The sequence below is a fragment of the Bacteroides sp. AM44-19 genome (genome assembly GCF_003603395.1).
GTDB lineage: Bacteria > Bacteroidota > Bacteroidia > Bacteroidales > Bacteroidaceae > Bacteroides > Bacteroides uniformis.
This window is the reverse complement of record NZ_QTNB01000008.1, coordinates 199,532-218,397: the sequence shown is the minus strand read 5'-3', so window position 1 is coordinate 218,397 and position 18,866 is coordinate 199,532. Positions and strand designations below refer to the sequence as shown.

Annotated in this window: 14 protein-coding genes and 1 tRNA gene; 12 read left to right on the top strand and 3 right to left on the bottom strand. The window is 45.5% G+C overall.

What is annotated here, in order from left to right:
- The first annotated feature begins 276 nt into the window (after positions 1-276).
- The 5 genes from sppA to DW947_RS13790 all read left to right on the top strand — a co-directional run bounded on the left by sppA (position 277) and on the right by DW947_RS13790 (position 5,197).
- Entirely contained in the window at positions 277-2,046 is a 1,770-nt protein-coding gene (gene sppA, locus DW947_RS13810) for a signal peptide peptidase SppA (protein ID WP_117867336.1), read from the top strand.
- The gene (gene lpxK, locus DW947_RS13805) at positions 2,047-3,177 is read left to right on the top strand and encodes a tetraacyldisaccharide 4'-kinase (RefSeq protein WP_005828669.1); all 1,131 of its coding nucleotides are present in this window, start codon (positions 2,047-2,049) and stop codon (positions 3,175-3,177) included.
- The gene (locus DW947_RS13800) at positions 3,116-3,925 is read left to right on the top strand and encodes a purine-nucleoside phosphorylase (protein WP_005835556.1); all 810 of its coding nucleotides are present in this window, start codon (positions 3,116-3,118) and stop codon (positions 3,923-3,925) included. The genes lpxK and DW947_RS13800 overlap by 62 nt, the downstream gene beginning before the upstream one ends.
- Before the next feature lie 6 nt (positions 3,926-3,931).
- On the top strand, positions 3,932-4,981 hold the full coding sequence (gene thiL, locus DW947_RS13795; protein ID WP_005828671.1) for a thiamine-phosphate kinase: 1,050 nt from the start codon (positions 3,932-3,934) through the stop codon (positions 4,979-4,981).
- A 143-nt stretch (positions 4,982-5,124) separates the two neighbouring features.
- Positions 5,125-5,197 (top strand) — tRNA-Phe (locus DW947_RS13790).
- 51 nt (positions 5,198-5,248) lie between these two features.
- On the opposite strand, the gene DW947_RS13785 is transcribed toward DW947_RS13790, so the two are convergent.
- On the bottom strand, positions 5,249-5,710 hold the full coding sequence (locus DW947_RS13785; RefSeq protein WP_044468580.1) for a DUF2867 domain-containing protein: 462 nt from the start codon (positions 5,708-5,710) through the stop codon (positions 5,249-5,251).
- 167 nt (positions 5,711-5,877) lie between these two features.
- Here DW947_RS13785 and DW947_RS13780 point away from each other — a divergent pair, with 167 nt between their 5' ends.
- Positions 5,878-6,642 carry a LuxR C-terminal-related transcriptional regulator gene (locus DW947_RS13780; protein WP_057097189.1) on the top strand — a complete coding sequence of 255 codons (765 nt, stop codon included), beginning with the start codon at positions 5,878-5,880 and terminating at the stop codon, positions 6,640-6,642.
- Positions 6,643-6,644: 2 nt separating this feature from the next.
- Here the strand turns inward: DW947_RS13780 and DW947_RS13775 are convergent, their stop codons facing one another.
- Positions 6,645-7,229, bottom strand: a complete 585-nt coding sequence (locus DW947_RS13775; protein ID WP_117703366.1) for a nucleotidyltransferase domain-containing protein — start codon at positions 7,227-7,229, stop codon at positions 6,645-6,647.
- Between the two features lie 127 nt (positions 7,230-7,356).
- Between DW947_RS13775 and DW947_RS13770 the strand changes: the two genes are divergently transcribed.
- A complete protein-coding gene (locus DW947_RS13770) occupies positions 7,357-9,417 on the top strand; it encodes a HelD family protein (protein ID WP_117703367.1) in 2,061 nt (686 codons plus the stop codon).
- Between the two features lie 286 nt (positions 9,418-9,703).
- On the opposite strand, the gene DW947_RS13765 is transcribed toward DW947_RS13770, so the two are convergent.
- Positions 9,704-10,993, bottom strand: coding sequence for an MATE family efflux transporter (locus tag DW947_RS13765; protein ID WP_117703368.1), 1,290 nt, complete (start codon positions 10,991-10,993; stop codon positions 9,704-9,706).
- 627 nt (positions 10,994-11,620) lie between these two features.
- On the opposite strand from DW947_RS13765, the gene miaA reads away from it, so the two are divergent.
- The 5 genes from miaA (at position 11,621) to DW947_RS13735 (ending at position 18,858) form a co-directional block, all read left to right on the top strand.
- Positions 11,621-12,538: a tRNA (adenosine(37)-N6)-dimethylallyltransferase MiaA gene (gene miaA, locus DW947_RS13755; RefSeq protein WP_005835499.1), complete on the top strand. Its 918-nt coding sequence runs from the start codon at positions 11,621-11,623 to the stop codon at positions 12,536-12,538.
- 66 nt (positions 12,539-12,604) lie between these two features.
- Positions 12,605-13,531, top strand: coding sequence for a diacylglycerol/lipid kinase family protein (locus DW947_RS13750; RefSeq protein ID WP_005828845.1), 927 nt, complete (start codon positions 12,605-12,607; stop codon positions 13,529-13,531).
- 23 nt (positions 13,532-13,554) lie between these two features.
- Complete coding sequence (kdsA, locus tag DW947_RS13745; protein ID WP_005828848.1) at positions 13,555-14,355, top strand: 3-deoxy-8-phosphooctulonate synthase; 801 nt, start codon at positions 13,555-13,557, stop codon at positions 14,353-14,355.
- 103 nt (positions 14,356-14,458) lie between these two features.
- The gene (locus DW947_RS13740; protein ID WP_009037041.1) at positions 14,459-17,287 is read left to right on the top strand and encodes a M16 family metallopeptidase; all 2,829 of its coding nucleotides are present in this window, start codon (positions 14,459-14,461) and stop codon (positions 17,285-17,287) included.
- A gap of 83 nt (positions 17,288-17,370) precedes the next feature.
- Positions 17,371-18,858 (top strand): DUF5687 family protein, encoded by a 1,488-nt coding sequence (locus DW947_RS13735; protein ID WP_005835497.1) that lies wholly within the window; start codon positions 17,371-17,373, stop codon positions 18,856-18,858.
- Positions 18,859-18,866: the final 8 nt, after the last annotated feature.

The window sequence follows — 18,866 nt, the reverse complement described above, 5'->3', positions numbered from 1 at the left end:
ACAGCTGTGGTAAGAAAAGAACATTGCTGTGGAAAGATTAGTTTTTAGAGAAACAGACTCAGAAAGTAAAGAGATAGCAATTATATCTGGCATTTTAGAAACTAACTATCCATAAAGAACGAAATGAAATACTCCAAAGATAAAAGAAAAGAGAATGAAATCTCCCACAATACTGTGACAAACCGAAAAACTCAGCGACAGATAGGGTAAATATCAACCTAATTATTTATCTTTGTTAGCTTTTAAAAGTTAGCATACTAAAAACAATAAAGTGCAATGAAAGATTTTCTGAAATTTACGTTTGCCACCATTACCGGCATCATCGTATCAGTCGTTGTTTTAGTTTTCATCAGTATTTTGGTGGTTTTCAGCATGGTATCATCTTCGGAGTCAGAAACGCAAGTACGCAAAAACTCCATTATGATGCTGGATTTGAATGGTGCACTGGCTGAACGCAGCCAAGACAATCCGTTCGATGCCCTTATGGGAGACAATTATAAGACCTATGGCCTGGATGATGTCCTCTCCTCTATCAAAAAAGCAAAAGAGAATGACAACATTAAAGGTATCTATATAGAAGCAACTTCGCTGGGTGCAGGATTTGCTTCACGCGAAGAAATACGCAATGCATTGAAGGATTTCAAGGAATCGGGAAAATTCATCGTAGCTTATGGTGACAGCTATTCCCAAGGTCTTTATTATCTGTCAAGTGTAGCCGACAAGGTGTTGCTGAACCCGCAAGGTATGGTCGAGTGGAGGGGCTTGGCCGCTACCCCCATGTTCTTCAAGGATTTGCTGGCCAAAATCGGAGTGGAAATGCAGATATTCAAAGTAGGTACCTACAAATCGGCTGTAGAGCCTTTCATCTCTACCGAAATGAGCCCTGCCAACCGTGAACAAATCGACGCTTACCTGACCTCCATCTGGGGACAAGTGACCAATGATGTTGCAGAATCACGCAAAATATCTGTAGACTCACTGAACGCCATTGCCGACCGCATGTTGATGTTCTATCCCGCAGAAGAAAGTGTGCAATGCGGACTGGTCGATACATTAATATATAAGAATGATGTGCGCAACTACCTGAAAGCGATGGTAGGCATCGACAAAGACGACCGCATGCCCGTACTTGGTTTGCAGGACATGATTAACGTAAAGAAGAACGTTCCCAAAGACAAAAGTGGAAATGTGATTGCCGTATACTATGCCTATGGAGAAATTGACGGTGGTTCATCTTCTGCCTCCAGCGAAGAAGGCATCGACTCTAAAAAGGTGATTAAAGACCTGCGCAAGCTGAAAGATGACGAAGATGTAAAAGCTGTAGTATTACGCGTAAACTCACCGGGCGGAAGCGCCTATGGTTCAGAACAGATATGGTATGCCGTCAGCGAATTGAAGAAAGAGAAACCAGTCATTGTTTCCATGGGTGACTATGCAGCTTCAGGAGGTTACTACATTTCTTGTAATGCAGACACCATCGTGGCCGAGCCTACCACACTGACGGGTTCTATCGGCATCTTCGGCATGTTCCCCAACGCAAAGGGGCTGACTGATAAAATCGGGGTAAATTTTGATGTAGTGAAAACCAATAAATACGCAGACTTCGGCATGCTGACACGCCCGATGAATGACGGTGAAAAAGGGCTGATGCAAATGTATGTGAACAACGGATATGACCTCTTCCTCACCCGCTGCTCTGATGGCCGAGGCATCAGCAAGGAAGACCTGGATAAAATTGCCCAAGGTCGTGTATGGACCGGAAGCAAGGCCAAGGAACTAGGACTGGTCGACGAATTGGGTGGTTTGGACAAAGCTTTGGACATTGCCATTGCAAAGGCCGGAGTAGATACCTATACCGTGATGAGCTATCCGAAAAAGGAAAGTTTCTTTGAAAGCCTGATGAACACCAATCCGGGTAACTACGTCAAAGCACGCATGCTGAAAGGCACAATGGGCGAGATATACCAGCAGTTCAGCGTCCTGGAGAATTTTGACAAATGTGACCGTATACAAGCACGTGTACCCTTTGAACTGAATATTCAATAAATGGAGGAAAACTTTATCAAGATATATCATTGGCTATATCCCCTATCATGGCTTTATGGAATAGGGGTATGCTTGCGAAATAAACTCTTTGACTGGGGCTGGCTCCGGTCAAAGAGTTTTGACGTTCCAGTAATATGCGTGGGCAACCTTGCTGTGGGCGGAACTGGCAAGACGCCACATACCGAATATCTGATAAAGCTATTACAAAAAAACGGAGTGAATGTAGCCACCCTCAGTCGGGGTTACAAGCGTAAAAGCCGAGGCTATGTACTGGCCGATGACAAGAGCAATGTACGCCAAATAGGTGACGAGCCGTATCAAATTAAAAATAAATTCCCCAATGCACGGGTAGCGGTAGACGAAAACCGTTGCCACGGCATTGAGCAACTGCTGAAACTGGAAAATCCCACTGTAGAAGCCATCATCCTGGACGATGCCTTCCAACATCGCCATGTAAAAGCTGGGCTGAACATTCTACTAACTGATTTTCACCGGTTACTGTGCGATGATGCCTTGCTCCCTGCCGGAAGACTCCGCGAACCTTCAAGCGGTAAAAACCGGGCACAGATGGTCATCGTCACCAAATGTCCGGATGATATCAAGCCGATAGACTTCAACATCATAGCTAAACGGCTCCACCTCTATCCATACCAACAACTGTATTTCTCCAGATTCCGCTATGGAATGTTGACACCGCTATTTCCCGAGAAAACGAACAGCCGGAAAGTGCTCTCCTCCCTCACCAGAGACGAGCAAGTACTGCTGGTGACAGGCATCGCCTCCCCCGCCCCCTTACAGAAAGAAGTGGAATCTTACACGCCACACGTCAAATTGCTGTCATTTGATGACCATCATGACTTTACTCCCAAGGATTTATTGCAAATAAAGGAACAATTCCTGCACCTGGAAGAGTGGAAAAGACTGATAATCACCACGGAGAAAGATGCGGCAAGGCTGAAACTCCATCCCGCACTGGACGAAACACTAAAGCCGTACATCTACGTGCTGCCGATAGAAATAGAAATTTTACAAAATCAACAATATATATTTAACCAAAACATTATTGGCTATGTTAGAGCGCATTCAAGAAACAGCAGCCTTTCTGAAGGGAAAGATGCACACCCAGCCTGAGACAGCAATCATCCTCGGTACCGGACTCGGCAGTCTTGCCGGTGAAATCACTGAAAAGTATGAGATAAGGTACGAAGAAATCCCCAATTTCCCCGTCTCTACCGTAGAGGGACACAGCGGAAAACTTATCTTCGGCAAACTGGGCCATAAAGACATCATGGCGATGCAGGGACGTTTCCATTTTTACGAGGGCTATTCCATGAAGGAAGTAACCTTCCCGGTACGTGTAATGCGCGAACTGGGTATCAAGACCTTATTCGTTTCCAATGCCAGTGGCGGCACAAATCCGGATTTTGCGATCGGTGACCTGATGATTATCACCGACCATATAAACTACTTCCCCGAACATCCATTGCGTGGCAAAAACATACCTTACGGTCCTCGCTTCCCGGATATGAGCGAAGCTTATGACAAAGAGCTGATTCGTAAGGCCGACGCCATTGCGGCAGAAAAGGGCATCAAGGTTCAGCACGGTGTCTATATCGGTACGCAAGGTCCCACATTCGAAACACCTGCGGAATACAAGATGTTCCATATTCTGGGTGCCGATGCAGTGGGCATGTCCACCGTGCCGGAAGTCATCGTGGCAAATCATTGCGGAATCAAAGTGTTCGGCGTATCTGTCATTACAGACTTGGGGGTAGAAGGTAAAATCGTAGAAGTCTCTCACGAAGAAGTGCAGAAAGCTGCGGACGAGGCGCAACCGAGAATGACAGAGATTATGCGTGAATTGATTAATAGAGCATAAGAAAGCATGAGAACAGAAATAGCTACCCTCGGTGAATTCGGCCTCATCCGACACCTCACCGAAGGCATTGAACTAAAGAACGAGTCGAGCCGATATGGTGTCGGAGATGATGCCGCCGTCCTCTCCTACCCGGCCGAAAAGGAAGTGCTCGTTACTACCGACTTGCTGATGGAAGGCGTCCATTTCGACCTTGTGTATGTACCGCTCAAGCATTTGGGGTATAAATCGGCCGTAGTCAATTTCTCTGATATCTATGCCATGAACGGCACACCGAAGCAGATTACCGTTTCCTTGGGCATATCCAAGCGTTTCAGTATAGAAGACATGGAGGAACTCTATGCCGGCATCCGTTTGGCTTGCGAAGAATATGATGTTGACATCGTGGGAGGAGACACCTCCGCTTCCTATACTGGGCTTACCATCAGCATCACCTGCATAGGCGAGGGTGAGAAAGGAAAAGTGGTCTACCGCAATGGTGCCCGCGAAACCGACCTGATTTGCGTCAGCGGCGACTTGGGTGCCGCCTACATGGGACTACAGCTTTTGGAACGCGAAAAGGCGGTGCTCAAAGGAGGTGACAAAGACTTGCAACCGGACTTCTCGGGGAAGGAGTATCTTCTGGAACGTCAACTGAAGCCCGAAGCACGCCGTGACATCATTCAGAAACTGGCAGAAGAAGGTATACAACCCACCTCCATGATGGATATATCGGACGGACTTTCTTCGGAATTACTGCATATCTGTACCCAAAGCAAAGTGGGTTGCCGAGTTTACGAAGAACATATTCCTATCGACTATCAGACGGCTGTAATGGCAGAAGAATTCAATATGAACCTGAGCACTTGTGCACTGAACGGAGGCGAGGATTATGAGTTATTGTTCACCGTCCCCATTGCCGACCATGAAAAGGTTGCCGAAATGGAAGGCGTCAAGCTGATTGGCCATATCACCAAACCGGAATTAGGCTGCGCCCTAATTACCCGTGACGGTCAAGAGTTTGAACTCAAAGCACAAGGATGGAATCCTTTGAAGGAAGAAGAAGCGGAAAAAGCATAACTATAAAACTTTTTCAGTATTTTTTCTCAAATCATAAACGCTGATAATTAGCCATATAGCCAATTATCAGCGTTTTTTATTATGAAAGCTATTGCATAGTCCAAAAGTTTCACTACCTTTGCAACCGCAAAAGAGATAAACATGGTGCCATAGCTCAGTTGGTAGAGCAAAGGACTGAAAATCCTTGTGTCCCCGGTTCGATTCCTGGTGGCACCACTCAAATAAATACTCCCATTGAAATGATAATATTTCAATGGGAGTATTTATTTACACCCACTCCCCCCTATCCCCAGCAACATGCTTTAAGATAGACTTTACTATTATCCCATGAAAAGGTCTGATAATAAAGAAATATGCCCTTCCCAGCCAATTATTGTACTTCACAACAGTAGTAATCCGAAGTTCTTGTTTTCCTTCGTGATATTCCCCGCACCACATGGACACATGGAAATCAAGATGCTTATCCGGCATTCCGAGAATTTCTTCATGCAGATTTTTATCCAAGACCATATCTGTAAATCTGGTTGCTGTATCCAGTCCTAATGGCTTTACAATCGCATTCCTGAAATTCATGAGCCAACCAATCCACTTAGGAAATCGGCTGAAGGCAAGATTGCGAAAATCTTCCGGTGTCAAAGCCTGCCCAGTGACCATCACTTTAGAAAAAGAATCTATATAATCTACAGGAAAATAATTCTTTATTAAGCTGTCTGCCGGTATATCTTTCATCTTATCACATATTGAATTTATTACTCGTTTGCTTTTCATTCACGGCGTCCCCAATGACACGGCCTACAAAGGTAGCCACTTAATCCAACCCTACAACATATTCTTAGAAATAATATTATCCCGTAAAAGATAAAACTCAAAAGAAAATTATCAGTTATCTTTGTTCCATGACTACCAACAAGACAACTCCCAAAGAATTATGGGCAAGACAGCAGATTAGCGGTCCCGATGTGGACTATGATTTATGGAACAAGAAAAGAATATCCGTGCAAGCGTTCTCACAAATGAGTCAGAGCTGTATTTTTACAGTTGACGTATTTAAAGAGAGATACGATTTTGCATCCGACAGTTTTGCCCATCTTTTCGGATACAATCCCACTTGGATAAAGACAATCAGGCAACAAGGCGATTTACTGGAAGAGAGAATACACCCTGATGACAGAATGCAACTCACGGAATGCCAAATCGAGCATGGACAGTTCATCTACTCACTCCCACCGGAAGAAAGAAATGACTACCGGCAAATATTTCAATTCCGTATGTTGAATGCACGGCAACAGTATATCAATGTAAGTAGCCGGCAACAAGTCATAGAAACAGACCGGAATGGTAAAGCCTGGATAATCATGGGAGTAATGGACATACTTCCCGACCAGACCCCTATCGAAAGAATCAAACGGACGGTGGTGAACAGAAAAACGGGAGAGATGCTTCCAACATGCACTGTTTCTCCCGACAAACAATTATCCAACCGGGAGAAAGAAATATTACGACTCATCCGACAAGGTTTTCTAAGCAAGGAAATCGCTTACCAGCTGGGAGTGAGCATCTATACTGTGAACAATCACCGGAAAAACATCCTAAGCAAGTTAGATGCCAACAATATAATGGAAGCCATCCATATAGTAGAAAATCTTGGTATCTACCTCTAAGATTACGGAAGCCAACCGAGACTGTCCGCCAACTGATTTGTTTTGCGCCACTCTTCAAGCTCCTTATAAGTGCGGACACCTCCCGTAAAGACAGCATGATAAATCTCTATACCTGGAATCGTTACACCATCCGGCACATCGAATTTGATTTGCAATATCGTTTTCCTAATTTCAGGAGTAAGGCGCTCCGCAATAGCGGCAGTCACCTTTTCTACAACACCATCATACCTGGAACCTTTCCGGATGTGAATCATATCAAACTTCCAAGTATTCTGTTCTCTATCCTTATATAAAGCATGCCACTCCATGCACTCTTCCTCCGTATGGATAAGGTTCCTATATTGTATTTCCTGCAAAGGCAACCGTTCCGCAAGTTCCCGGATGACCGAAAAGCTCTCTCCTACATCCAACCTATCGGTATAAATATGGATATCTATATCCCTACTTTTCGCCAACAGCCCGGTACGGAGTGAGCCCACCAAATGAACGGTTGCTCCAATGCGCTCCCATGCTTCAATAATACGGGTATCTTCCAATACTTTCCATGCAGATTGCTGATTCTGCCTTGCAAGCTCATGAATGTCCATTTACCTCCACTTTTTTGAATGTGCAAAGATATAAAACTTCCCAGTATATAGCTATAAATAGCCATTTCCCTTCCCGATACAATACACTAATTTTGCACACTGTCTTATCTTTTAGCAACAACTAATTATGGCATTCAATCAAACAGAGAAACAAGAGAAAGAATATTTAAAGCAAATAATCAGTTTTCTGAAAAAGGTTATCGGTAATACCGACGCATCAGTGAAAGACCACGTCGACACCTTGGCAGAATACAAAGACTATATCTGGTCCAACAAAGACATCGACCCGCATGAGATACGCTCCATGCGCGAAAGCATCCTAAACCATTTTGCCTTGGGGGAAAGTGTAATCAACAAGCGTAAGCGGCTCACCAAGATACTTGCCATTCCTTACTTCGGACGAATTGATTTTTTGGAAAAGAAAGAAAACAGCAAAGTGATGCCTATCTATATAGGCATCCATACCTTCTATGACCCGGAAAGTCGAGCTACCCTTATCCATGACTGGCGAGCACCCGTTTCGAGCATGTTCTATGACCATGAATTAGGAGAAGCAGGCTATCGGTCTCCATCGGGAGAGATTAAAGGAGAAATTTCCCTAAAACGCCAATACAGAATTCGGGGCGGCAAAATGGAATTTATGATTGAAAGTGCCCTGACCGTCCATGACGACATTCTGCAAAAGGAGTTAAGTTCCAATGCAGATGACAAGATGAAAAATATCGTTGCCACCATCCAACGGGAACAGAACCGGATTATCCGTAACGAAGATATCCGCACGCTTATTATTCAAGGAGTGGCCGGCTCTGGAAAAACATCCATCGCCCTGCACCGCATAGCCTACCTGCTCTATACCTTCAGAGACAGCATCTCGTCAAAAGATATTCTGATTGTCTCCCCCAACAAAGTGTTTTCCGATTACATCTCCAACGTCCTCCCCGAACTTGGAGAAGAAACCGTGCCCGAAACCAGTATGGAACAAATACTCTCCGGAGTGTTGGAACACAAATACAAGTACCAAACATACTTCGGGTTAGTGAATGAACTGTTAGAGAAGCCATCCTCAAGCCTCATCGACAGAATAGCCTATAAAGCCTCTTTCGGCTTCATTTCAGAGCTTGACAAGTTTATCCTCCACATAGAGAACACCTACTTCAAGGCAGCAGACGTGAAGCTGACCAAATACATCACCATACCTGCCCCGTTTATTGAAGAACAGTACCTACGTTTCAACCGTTATCCCATACGCCGACGATTTGATGCTATGGCTGATTATATGCTGGATATGTTGAAAATACAATACGCCTTTACGGTAACCACCGCCGGCAGAAACCTTTTGAAAAAAGAAATCAGACTAATGTTTGCAGGCAATAACGACATTCAAGTCTACAAAGATTTCTTTAAATGGACAAATAATCCCGGAATGTTCAAAATGCGAAAGGGACATACACTCGAATACTCAGACTTGGCACCGCTGGCATACCTACACTTGGCATTGGAGGGAAGCGGGAACCAGCCATTCAGAGTCAAACATCTGTTGATAGATGAGATGCAGGACTATTCGCCCATACAGTACAAGGTAATACAGAAACTCTTTCCATGCCGGAAAACCGTGTTGGGCGATGCAGGACAGTCCGTGAATCCTTATGGCTCATCCACAGCAGAAACTATCCAAAAGTCACTTACTGCAAGTGAAATCATGAAATTGTGTAAGAGTTATCGTTCCACCTTCGAGATTACGGATTTTGCGCAAAAGATTCATCCTAACGCAGAGCTGGAACCGGTTGCCCGGCATGGAGAAAAGCCACAAATCCTGCAGTTCGGCAGTGCCGTAGAAGAACTGTCCGGCATTATGGGACTAATCTCCACTTACCGGAAATCCGGATATAAGTCTCTTGGCATCATATGCAAGACGGAGCAGCAAGCCAGGGAGATGGCAGACGTGCTGAAATCATATGCCAATGATATCAGCTTCCTATCAAGTCAAAGCTCCGCATTTGTGCAAGGCATCGTCATCACCTCTGCCCACATGGCAAAAGGGCTTGAGTTTGACGAAGTCATTATTCCACAGACGGATGAGAGAAATTACCGTTCGGAGATTGACAAGAGTATGCTTTATGTAGCTGTAACCAGAGCTATGCACCGCCTAACCTTGACATTTCACGAGGCAAGACCGACAACTCACTGATGATGGATTATTAAGGAAATCTATCCCAACAGCCTTGTACAAGATGCGGCAAGCAACGGCGTATCTCATCAATAGTGTATCTTTTCTTGCCGACAAGTTGGCAAGGTTTTGCCTCCTTCTTGGCAAGACTTTGCCACCGCATTGGCAAAACTTTGCCATCGGCTTGGCAAAAGTTTGCCAAAAGCACGGCAATAGGTTGGCAAAATTACTCTCTGATTGACAACAAGTTAAAACAATCATCACATCGGTAACATGAAAGATATGCCAAGTCAATTCCGCCAACGGTTTATTGTTTACTTCTTAAATAGAAAACCGATTGCAGTGCCAGCAAAATCACAAAAAGGTATTCTGCCGTTAAGTAAATAGCCAAGGATGCATGAGTGCAAGCGCTTAACCAATAAAGATACCCCAAATACACGACAGTGGTAGTCACTTGGAAAAGAAAAGTAATCCGGGTTTTACCGGTCCCTCCAACTGCGTTGAGATATACATAGCCTGGCAAGGCAAAGGTATAATTCAGCAACGTCACAACAAAAGGAATGAAAGCCTGCTCCGTCAACAGTTCGTTATCTGTATAGATTCCTATTATCAAGCGATTACAGCATACAGCTACCCCTATCAGTGGAAATCCAGCAGAATAGCCCAACCTCAGTATCTTACGGCAGATAATGAAAACAGCCCTCCTTTCTCCAGCCCCAATCGCATTACTGACCAGCGAACCCGTAGTGACCGCAAAAGAATTGACTATTACAAAAAAGACAGCAGATACACTTCGCGTAATATTGGAAATGGCTAATTCCGTTTTACCCAAATGTTCCACCGCCACAAAAAACAAGAACCACGGAGCCACGCTGATAAAGGCATGAAGCATGCTCCATACCGACAAGCTCAGCACATCCACCAACAGCTTTCCGTCATATACCGGTTTCAATCCATATTTCCCTTTATCTATTTTCAGCCATACATAGAAAAGAAGCATCACCAAAGAACCCATCTCTGCCAGAGAAGAAGCAATGGCAGCTCCCGATATTCCCAGTCCTCCAACAATTATCAGAATATAATTCAAAGGAATATTAATCACTATTGCAACGGCAGCAGCCCACGATAATGCCCGAGTGCATGTTATTCCCACAAGAAAAGAACGGATAACCAAAAACGGAAACGAAAACAGCAAACCGAAACTGCGCCAGTCCAAATATTGAATTACAGCCCGATAAATCTCCGGCGAGGAAATCAACCTTCCCAATATGAAAGGAGAACTTGCCTGCATCAGCAGACAAAGCAAAATGGCCAATCCCGATAAAAAGAAGAAACCTTGAAAAAATATCTTCCCAGCCTTACCATAGTCACATTCTCCATTCCTTCGGGCAATCATCACCTGCAATCCGATACTAAACCCAAACCCAAGCATGTAGACCGCCAAATAATAAATCCCCGCAATGGCAGATGCTCCCAATTCCACCTCGCCAACGTGACCTAAGAAAACAGCATCGGTTATATTTATCAGCTGCTCCATCAAAATGCTCATCATTACCGGAAAGTTGATAAGCCATATCTGTTTATATGTATAATGCATTGCTCAACAATAAAATAGCACAAAACAACACACTGTACAAGTACAGCATGCCATCCTGCAAATTCATGAATAAAAGGATACACAATCTCTGTGGCAAACGGGTCATCGCTTGCCAGATAGCTGAATAGCTTTATCAAGCAGGGCTATTCGTTGAGCGTAGCTATATACAGAGCTTCATAAAAGGTGAATATGTTTGTTCATTCAAGATATAGTGCAAAAGTACAGAAAAAATGTGCCAAAGTTCAGTTTAGGGCATAAAAAAAGGAGTACCGCTGTACTCCAACCTTTGTTAACCTTAAATCTAATACTATGAAAAACACATTGCAAAGGTACGGACTTTTGGGACATTGACAAACTTTCCAAGAAAAAAAGCATGTTTCATAACACATTTTAATAAGATAAATGCTCGTTTTCACGTCCTTTTTCACTTTTTCTGCTTCAAAATAGAAAAGGAGGTATAGCATCACGTAAAAAAATAAGCAAGTTCTTTCCATTATACTCCCAGTTTGCATTATCTTTGCACTAACACGAAGATAAGCTGCACCTCAGCATAAAAAATGAACGAGTTCATTTTATTCTGCATTCGGTTTGCACTATCTTTGTAATGAGATTAACAAGAACTTATATATGCCAGACTATGATTTAATCGCCATATTAGGGCCTACCGCCTCAGGAAAGACTCCATTTGCAGCCGCCTTGGCCGCCGAACTCCATACGGAAATCATCAGTGCCGATTCACGGCAAATCTACCGGGGGATGGACCTGGGCACCGGCAAAGACCTTGCCGACTATACCGTCGACGGGAAACAGATTCCCTATCACCTCATCGACATAGCCGACCCGGGCTATAAGTACAATGTTTTCGAGTATCAGCGTGATTTCTTGAATGCTTACGAGACTATTAAACAAAAAGGTTGCCTGCCCGTTGTATGTGGAGGAACCGGAATGTATCTCGAATCAGTGCTGAAAGGCTACCGTCTGCTGCCCGTACCCGAGAATCCTGAGTTGCGCACCCGTCTGGCGGACAAATCGCTGGAAGAACTGACCGACATACTGAAAGGTTACAAAAGCCTGCACAATACTACGGACGTGGACACAGCCAAACGTGCCATACGAGCCATCGAAATCGAAGAGTACTATGCCCATACCCCAGTAGACGAACGTTCCTTCCCCCAGATGAACAGCCTCATCATAGGTGTGGACATCGACCGGGAATTGCGTCGGGAGAAAATCACCCGCCGCCTGCACCAGCGCCTGGAAGAAGGAATGATAGACGAAGTGCGCCGTCTGATAGAGCAAGGCATCCAACCGGATGACCTCATCTATTACGGACTGGAATACAAGTATCTGACACTTTATGTCATCGGCAAGTTGACCTATGAAGAGATGTTCACGCAACTGGAAACAGCCATCCACCAGTTTGCCAAACGCCAGATGACCTGGTTCCGCCGTATGGAACGGCGTGGATTTACCATCCATTGGATGAATGCCCGGTGGCCGATGGAAGAAAAGATAGCTTTTGTAAAGAAGAAGTTGGAAGGATGATGAAATGATAAAGTGACCGGGTGATTTAAATCGTAAATAGTAAATAGTCAAATTGTAAATAGAATCATGAGTGCAGAACCCGAAAAGTTGGGAGTGATATACAACCCCAAAGCCGGAACACGGAAAGTGCAGAAACGGTGGAAAGAAATCAAAGAATACATGGACAGCAAAGGTGTGCCTTACGACTATGTGCAGTCCGAAGGGTTCGGTTCGGTAGAGCGTCTGGCAGGCATCCTCGCCAACAACGGCTACCGCACCATTGTTGTAGTAGGCGGTGACGGCGCACTGAATGACGTCATTAACGGCATCATGCTTTCCAATGCACCGGACAAGGAGAATATAGCCATCGGCATCATCCCCAATGGTATAGGAAATGACTTTGCCGACTATTGGGAAATGAGTTCGGACTACAAGAAAGCGGTGGATTGCATCATCAACAACCGCCGCCGGAAAATAGACGTGGGTACCTGCTATTATTACGACGGTGAAAAGCATCTGACACGCTACTTTCTCAATGCCATCAACATAGGCCTGGGAGCCCGTATCGTGAAAATCACCGACCAGTGCAAGCGTTTCTGGGGAGTGAAGTTCCTCTCCTACTTCATGGCACTGCTATCTATTATCTTCGAACGGAAGCTGTACCGCATGCATCTCAAGATAAACGGCGAGCACATACGTGGACGCATCATGACTGTCTGCATAGGCAGTGCGTGGGGATACGGACAAGCGCCTAGTGCAGTGCCCTATAATGGCTGGCTGGATGTTTCCGTCATTTACCGTCCCGAATTGCTGCAACTATGGTCGGGATTGTGGATGCTTATCCAAGGGCGGATTCTGAACCATAAGGTAGTGATGCCCTACCGTACGCAAAAAGTAAAAGTGCTGCGTGCGCAAAATGCCTCTGTCGATTTGGACGGACGTATTCTTGACCGTCATTTTCCACTGGACATCAGCGTACTGCATGAAGCAATAACATTGATTATACCCAATTGAAAATACTTAATCAGTAACAACCTATGATTGAATTAAAGAATAATCCTGCCGGAAACTTCTTCCTACTGGCAGGTCCATGTGTCATCGAAGGAGAAGAAATGGCAATGCGCATTGCCGAACGTATCGTGACTATCACCGAAAAACTGCAAATCCCCTATGTATTCAAAGGGTCGTACCGCAAAGCCAACCGCTCCCGCCTGGATTCCTTTATGGGCATCGGCGACGAAAAGGCGCTGAAGATACTGCAAAAAGTGCACACCACCTTCGGAGTACCTACCGTGACCGACATTCATGCAGCCGAAGAAGCCACCATGGCTGCCGAATATGTGGATATTCTGCAAATTCCCGCCTTCCTCTGCCGGCAGACAGACCTGCTTGTAGCCGCCGCCAAAACCGGAAAAACCATCAACATCAAGAAAGGGCAGTTCCTCTCTCCGCTTGCCATGCGCTTTGCGGCTGATAAAGTAGTGGAAGCAGGCAATAGGAACGTCATGCTGACGGAACGCGGAACTACTTTCGGTTATCAGGATTTAGTCATCGACTATCGCGGCATCCCCGAAATGCAGACCTTCGGTTTCCCCGTCATCCTGGATGTAACCCACTCCTTGCAACAGCCCAACCAGACCAGTGGCGTCACGGGAGGTATGCCGCAACTTATCGAGACCGTAGCCAAAGCCGGTGTTGCCGTAGGTGTAGACGGACTGTTCATCGAAACCCACGAAAATCCCGCCGTAGCCAAGAGTGACGGCGCCAACATGCTGAAACTCGACCTGCTGGAAGACCTGCTGACCAAATTGGTCCGCATCCGGGAAGCAGTCAGATAAATTCCATTTATCCGGAATGGAATCCGAAAAAAACAACAGAAGTTGTGATTTATCCAAGGGCTGTCCGACAGATAGTTCAAGAACAATTTAAATTCATAATAATATGAAACATCTATTACGTGGTTTATGGATTGTAGCGTTAATTCTTTGCTGCAATTTTCAGCAGGTATTTGCACAGCAAATGCCGCCTATCCCGGTCGACAAAAATGTCCGTATCGGAAAGTTGGACAACGGATTGACCTATTATATCCGCAAGAACAGCCAGCCTGCAAACCGGGCCGACTTTTACATTGCCCAAAAGGTAGGCTCCATTCAGGAAGAAGCCGACCAGCGCGGCCTTGCCCACTTCCTGGAACACATGTGTTTCAATGGAACGACCCACTTCCCCGGTGATGCACTGAAGCAATACCTGGAGCGTATCGGGGTGAAATTCGGTGAGAACTTGAACGCCTATACTTCCGTAGACGAAACCGTATACAACATTTCCAATGTGCCGGTCACTACTCCGGGAGCCATCGACTCCTGCCTGCTGATTCTGCACGACTGGAGTAACGATTTGACCCTGGACCCGAAGGAAATAGACAAAGAACGCGGAGTCATCAACGAAGAATGGCGCACCCGTATGAGCGCCATACAACGCTTCCAGGAGAAGATGCTTCCAGTCATGTTCGAAGGAACGAAGTATGCCACTTGTTTCCCTATCGGAACGATGGAGGTCGTTATGAACTTCAAACCGCAAACTTTGAGAGACTACTATGAAAAGTGGTACCGTCCGGACCTTCAGGGTATTGTGGTAGTTGGCGATATAGATGTGGACGCCATCGAAGCCCAAATCAAGAAAATGTTTTCTGATATTCCCGCCCAGCCCAATGCTGCCAAACGCGAGTACTATCCGGTAAACGACAACAAGGAGCCTATTGTATTGGTTTATCAGGACAAGGAACAGTCCAATGTACAAGCCCTCATCTTCAACAAGCACGAAGCCACTCCTGACGAGCAGAAAGGCGACATGGGTTATCTGGTACAGAATTATGCAACCACGCTCATCAACAATATGCTGAATGCGCGTCTGAACGAATTGGTACAAACCGCCAATCCTCCTTATATATATGCCGCCACTTATGACGATGATTTCTTTGTTGCCAAAACCAAAGATGCCTTCACCGGTGTCGTTGTCTGCAAGGAAGATGCCATAGAAAATGGAATAGCCACTCTCCTGCGCGAAACAGAACGCGCCCGCCAATTCGGCTTTACGGAAACGGAATACAACCGTGCCCGTGCCGAATATCTGCGCCAACTGGAATCTGCTTATAACGAGCGTGACAAACGCAAGAATGAAGAGTACGTGGATGAATATGTCCGTCATTTCCTCGATAACGAACCGATTCCGGGCATCGAAAACGAATACGCCATCATCAATCAGATAGCTCCCGCCATTCCGGTTGCCGCACTGAACCAGATGATGCAAGCCCTCGTGACAGACAGTAACCAGGTAGTCGCAATTCTCGGTCCGGATAAGGAAGGATTGAAAATGCCGACAGAAGATGCAATCAAGAAGATTCTGAAAGATATTAAAGCTGAAAAACTGACTGCCTACGTAGACAAGGTGTCGGATGAACCTTTGATGGCCGAAGCCCCGAAAGGCGGAAAGATTGTATCCGAGCAGACAGATGATACATTCGGCACTACAACGCTGACACTCTCCAACGGAGTCAAGGTCATTATCAAGAAGACAGACTTCAAGGCAGACGAAATCCGCATGAAGGGAGTCAGCCTAGGCGGTAGTTCCCTGTTCCCCGACTCGGAAATCATCAACATCAACGGACTGGATGCAGTGAGTGTCGGTGGTCTGGGTAATTTCAGTGCCGTAGACCTGGAAAAAGTTCTGGCCGGCAAGAAAGCTTCCGTCAGCTATGGTATCGGTGACAAGACAGAAACCGTCAATGGCAGCTGTTCACCGAAAGACTTCGAAACAATGATGCAGCTCACTTACTTGACGTTCACCGCTCCACGCCGTGACGACGATGCCTTCGCATCCTACAAGAACCGCAACAAAGCTGCTTTGCAGAATATGGAAATGAATCCCCAGGTGGCGTTCAGTGACTCTGTCTCGGCCGGTATTTACATGCACCATCCCAGAAGAGCCAGAATAAAGGCGGACATGATTGACAAGATGGATTATGACAAGATTCTGTCCATGTATCAAGACCGCTACAAAGATGCCAGCGATTTTACCTTTATCTTTGTAGGAAATGTGAATGTGGAGGAAATGAAACCACTCATCGCCGAGTACCTGGGTTCACTGCCTGCCATCAACCGCAAGGAAACATTCAAGGACAATAAAGTCGACATGCGCCAGGGAGTTTATAAAAATGAGTTCGTAAGGAAGCAGGAAACTGCTAAAGCGTCAAATTTTGTCCTGCTGAACGGTGACTGCAAGTACGACCTGAAAAATGACATCCTGCTGGATATGACCAGCCAGATTCTTGACTTGGTTTATACAGCCAAGGTACGTGAAGACGAAGGTGGCACTTACGGTGTATATGTAGGCGGCCAGTTAAGCAAATATCCGAAAGAAAAGGCCCTTCTGCAAATTATATTCGAAACCGCTCCGGCAAAAAGAGAAAAGTTGATGCAGATTATCTTTACAGAACTCGACAACATCGCCAAAGCAGGTCCGTCGGAAGGAGACCTGAATAAAGTGAAGGAGTTCATGCTGAAAAAACACGCCGAAGACTTGAAGGAAAACAGCTACTGGCTGGGAAGCATTGACGAATACCTGTTCACCGGTATGAATCCGATAAAGGATTACGAACAGATTGTCAACAGCATCACCGTGAAGGACATCCAAAAGTTCACCGACGACTTGTTCAAGCAGAAGAATGAGATTGAGGTATCAATGATCAGTCCTGAAACTCCTGACAAAGAATAAGAGAGCCATACACACAGAAGGCTGCGTTGTTCGATGAAAGGCAGCGCAGCTTTTTTTATACAAACTCTATATATACAAATACTATGAGTCTTTTCTTAGATTTGCGCAAGCACGGAAAACTGGCGGAAAAACGAAATCCGATGTACGAAAAAAGTAAATTTGGAAAATTCTGGATGTACTTCATGTTCGTCTTCTGGGCCGGTTACCTGATATTCTTCGGTACGACCTTTGCATTCGCCTTTGACGGTGGTGCCACAGAAGCCTATCACGTAATGAATTCCGGATTGATATTTGTCCTTGTGCTGGATTTCCTGATACGCCTGCCTTTCCAAAAAACACCCACCCAGGAAGTGAAGCCCTACCTGCTGCTTCCCATCAAGCGGAACCGTCTTATCGACTTCCTGCTGATCCGTTCCGGACTGGATGGCTTCAATCTGTTCTGGCTGTTTCTGTTTGTTCCGTTTTCCATCATCACCGTCACCAAATTCTATGGAATCAGTGGTGTGCTGACCTATTGCATTGGCATCTGGCTGCTGATGGTATTCAATAACTACTGGTTCTTGTTGTGCCGCACACTGATGGGTGAGCGCATCTGGTGGCTGGCACTACCGGTAGTAGTATATGGTGGCATTGCCGCCGCACTATTCATTCCGGACAACAGTCCGCTTTTCGACTGTTTTGTCAATCTGGGAGAAGGGTTCATCACCGGTAATATACTGTCATTCATCGGTGTACTGGCTGCCATCGCCCTCATGTGGTTCATCAACCGCACCCTGATGCAGAAACTCATCTACAATGAACTGAACAAAGTGGAAGATACACGGATAAAACATGTATCCGAATACAAATTCCTCGACCGCTACGGCGAAATAGGCGAATACATGAGACTGGAACTCAAGTTATTGCTACGCAACAAGATTTGTAAGCGTTCGCTCTATTCCATCACCGGTGTAGTGATAATGTTCAGTAGTATCATTAGCTTTTCCGATGTGTATGACGGAGGTCTGAGAGATTTCTTCGTCCTTTATAATTACATTATCTTCGGCATCATGTTCCTCAGCACACTGATGGGTTACGAAGGCAATTACATTGACGGACTGATGAGCCGCAAGGAATCTATCTACTCGCTGCTGCGTGCCAAATACATACTGTACAGCATTGCATTGCTCATTCCTACGATTCTGATGATTCCCGGTATGGTTACCGGGAAGGTATCCGTACTCGGTTGCATTGCATGGCTGATATTCATTCCGGGAGCCGTATACTGCTGTCTGTTCCAACTGGCAGTCTACAACAACAAGACTACCGACCTGAATTCAAAGATGACCAGCCGGCAGAATATAGGCACCGGTCTGCAGAATCTGATTTCAGGAGGTGCTTTCGGCATACCTTTACTGCTGCTTTTTGCACTGAATGCCATCTTTGGCAAAGAGGTCACCCCCTGGATACTTATCGGCATCGGCGTGGCATTTATCGCCACTTCCAAATTCTGGCTGATGAATGTATATCACCGGCTCATGAAACGCCGCTACAAGAATATGGAAGGCTTCAGGGACAGTAGACAGAAATAGAAATCATT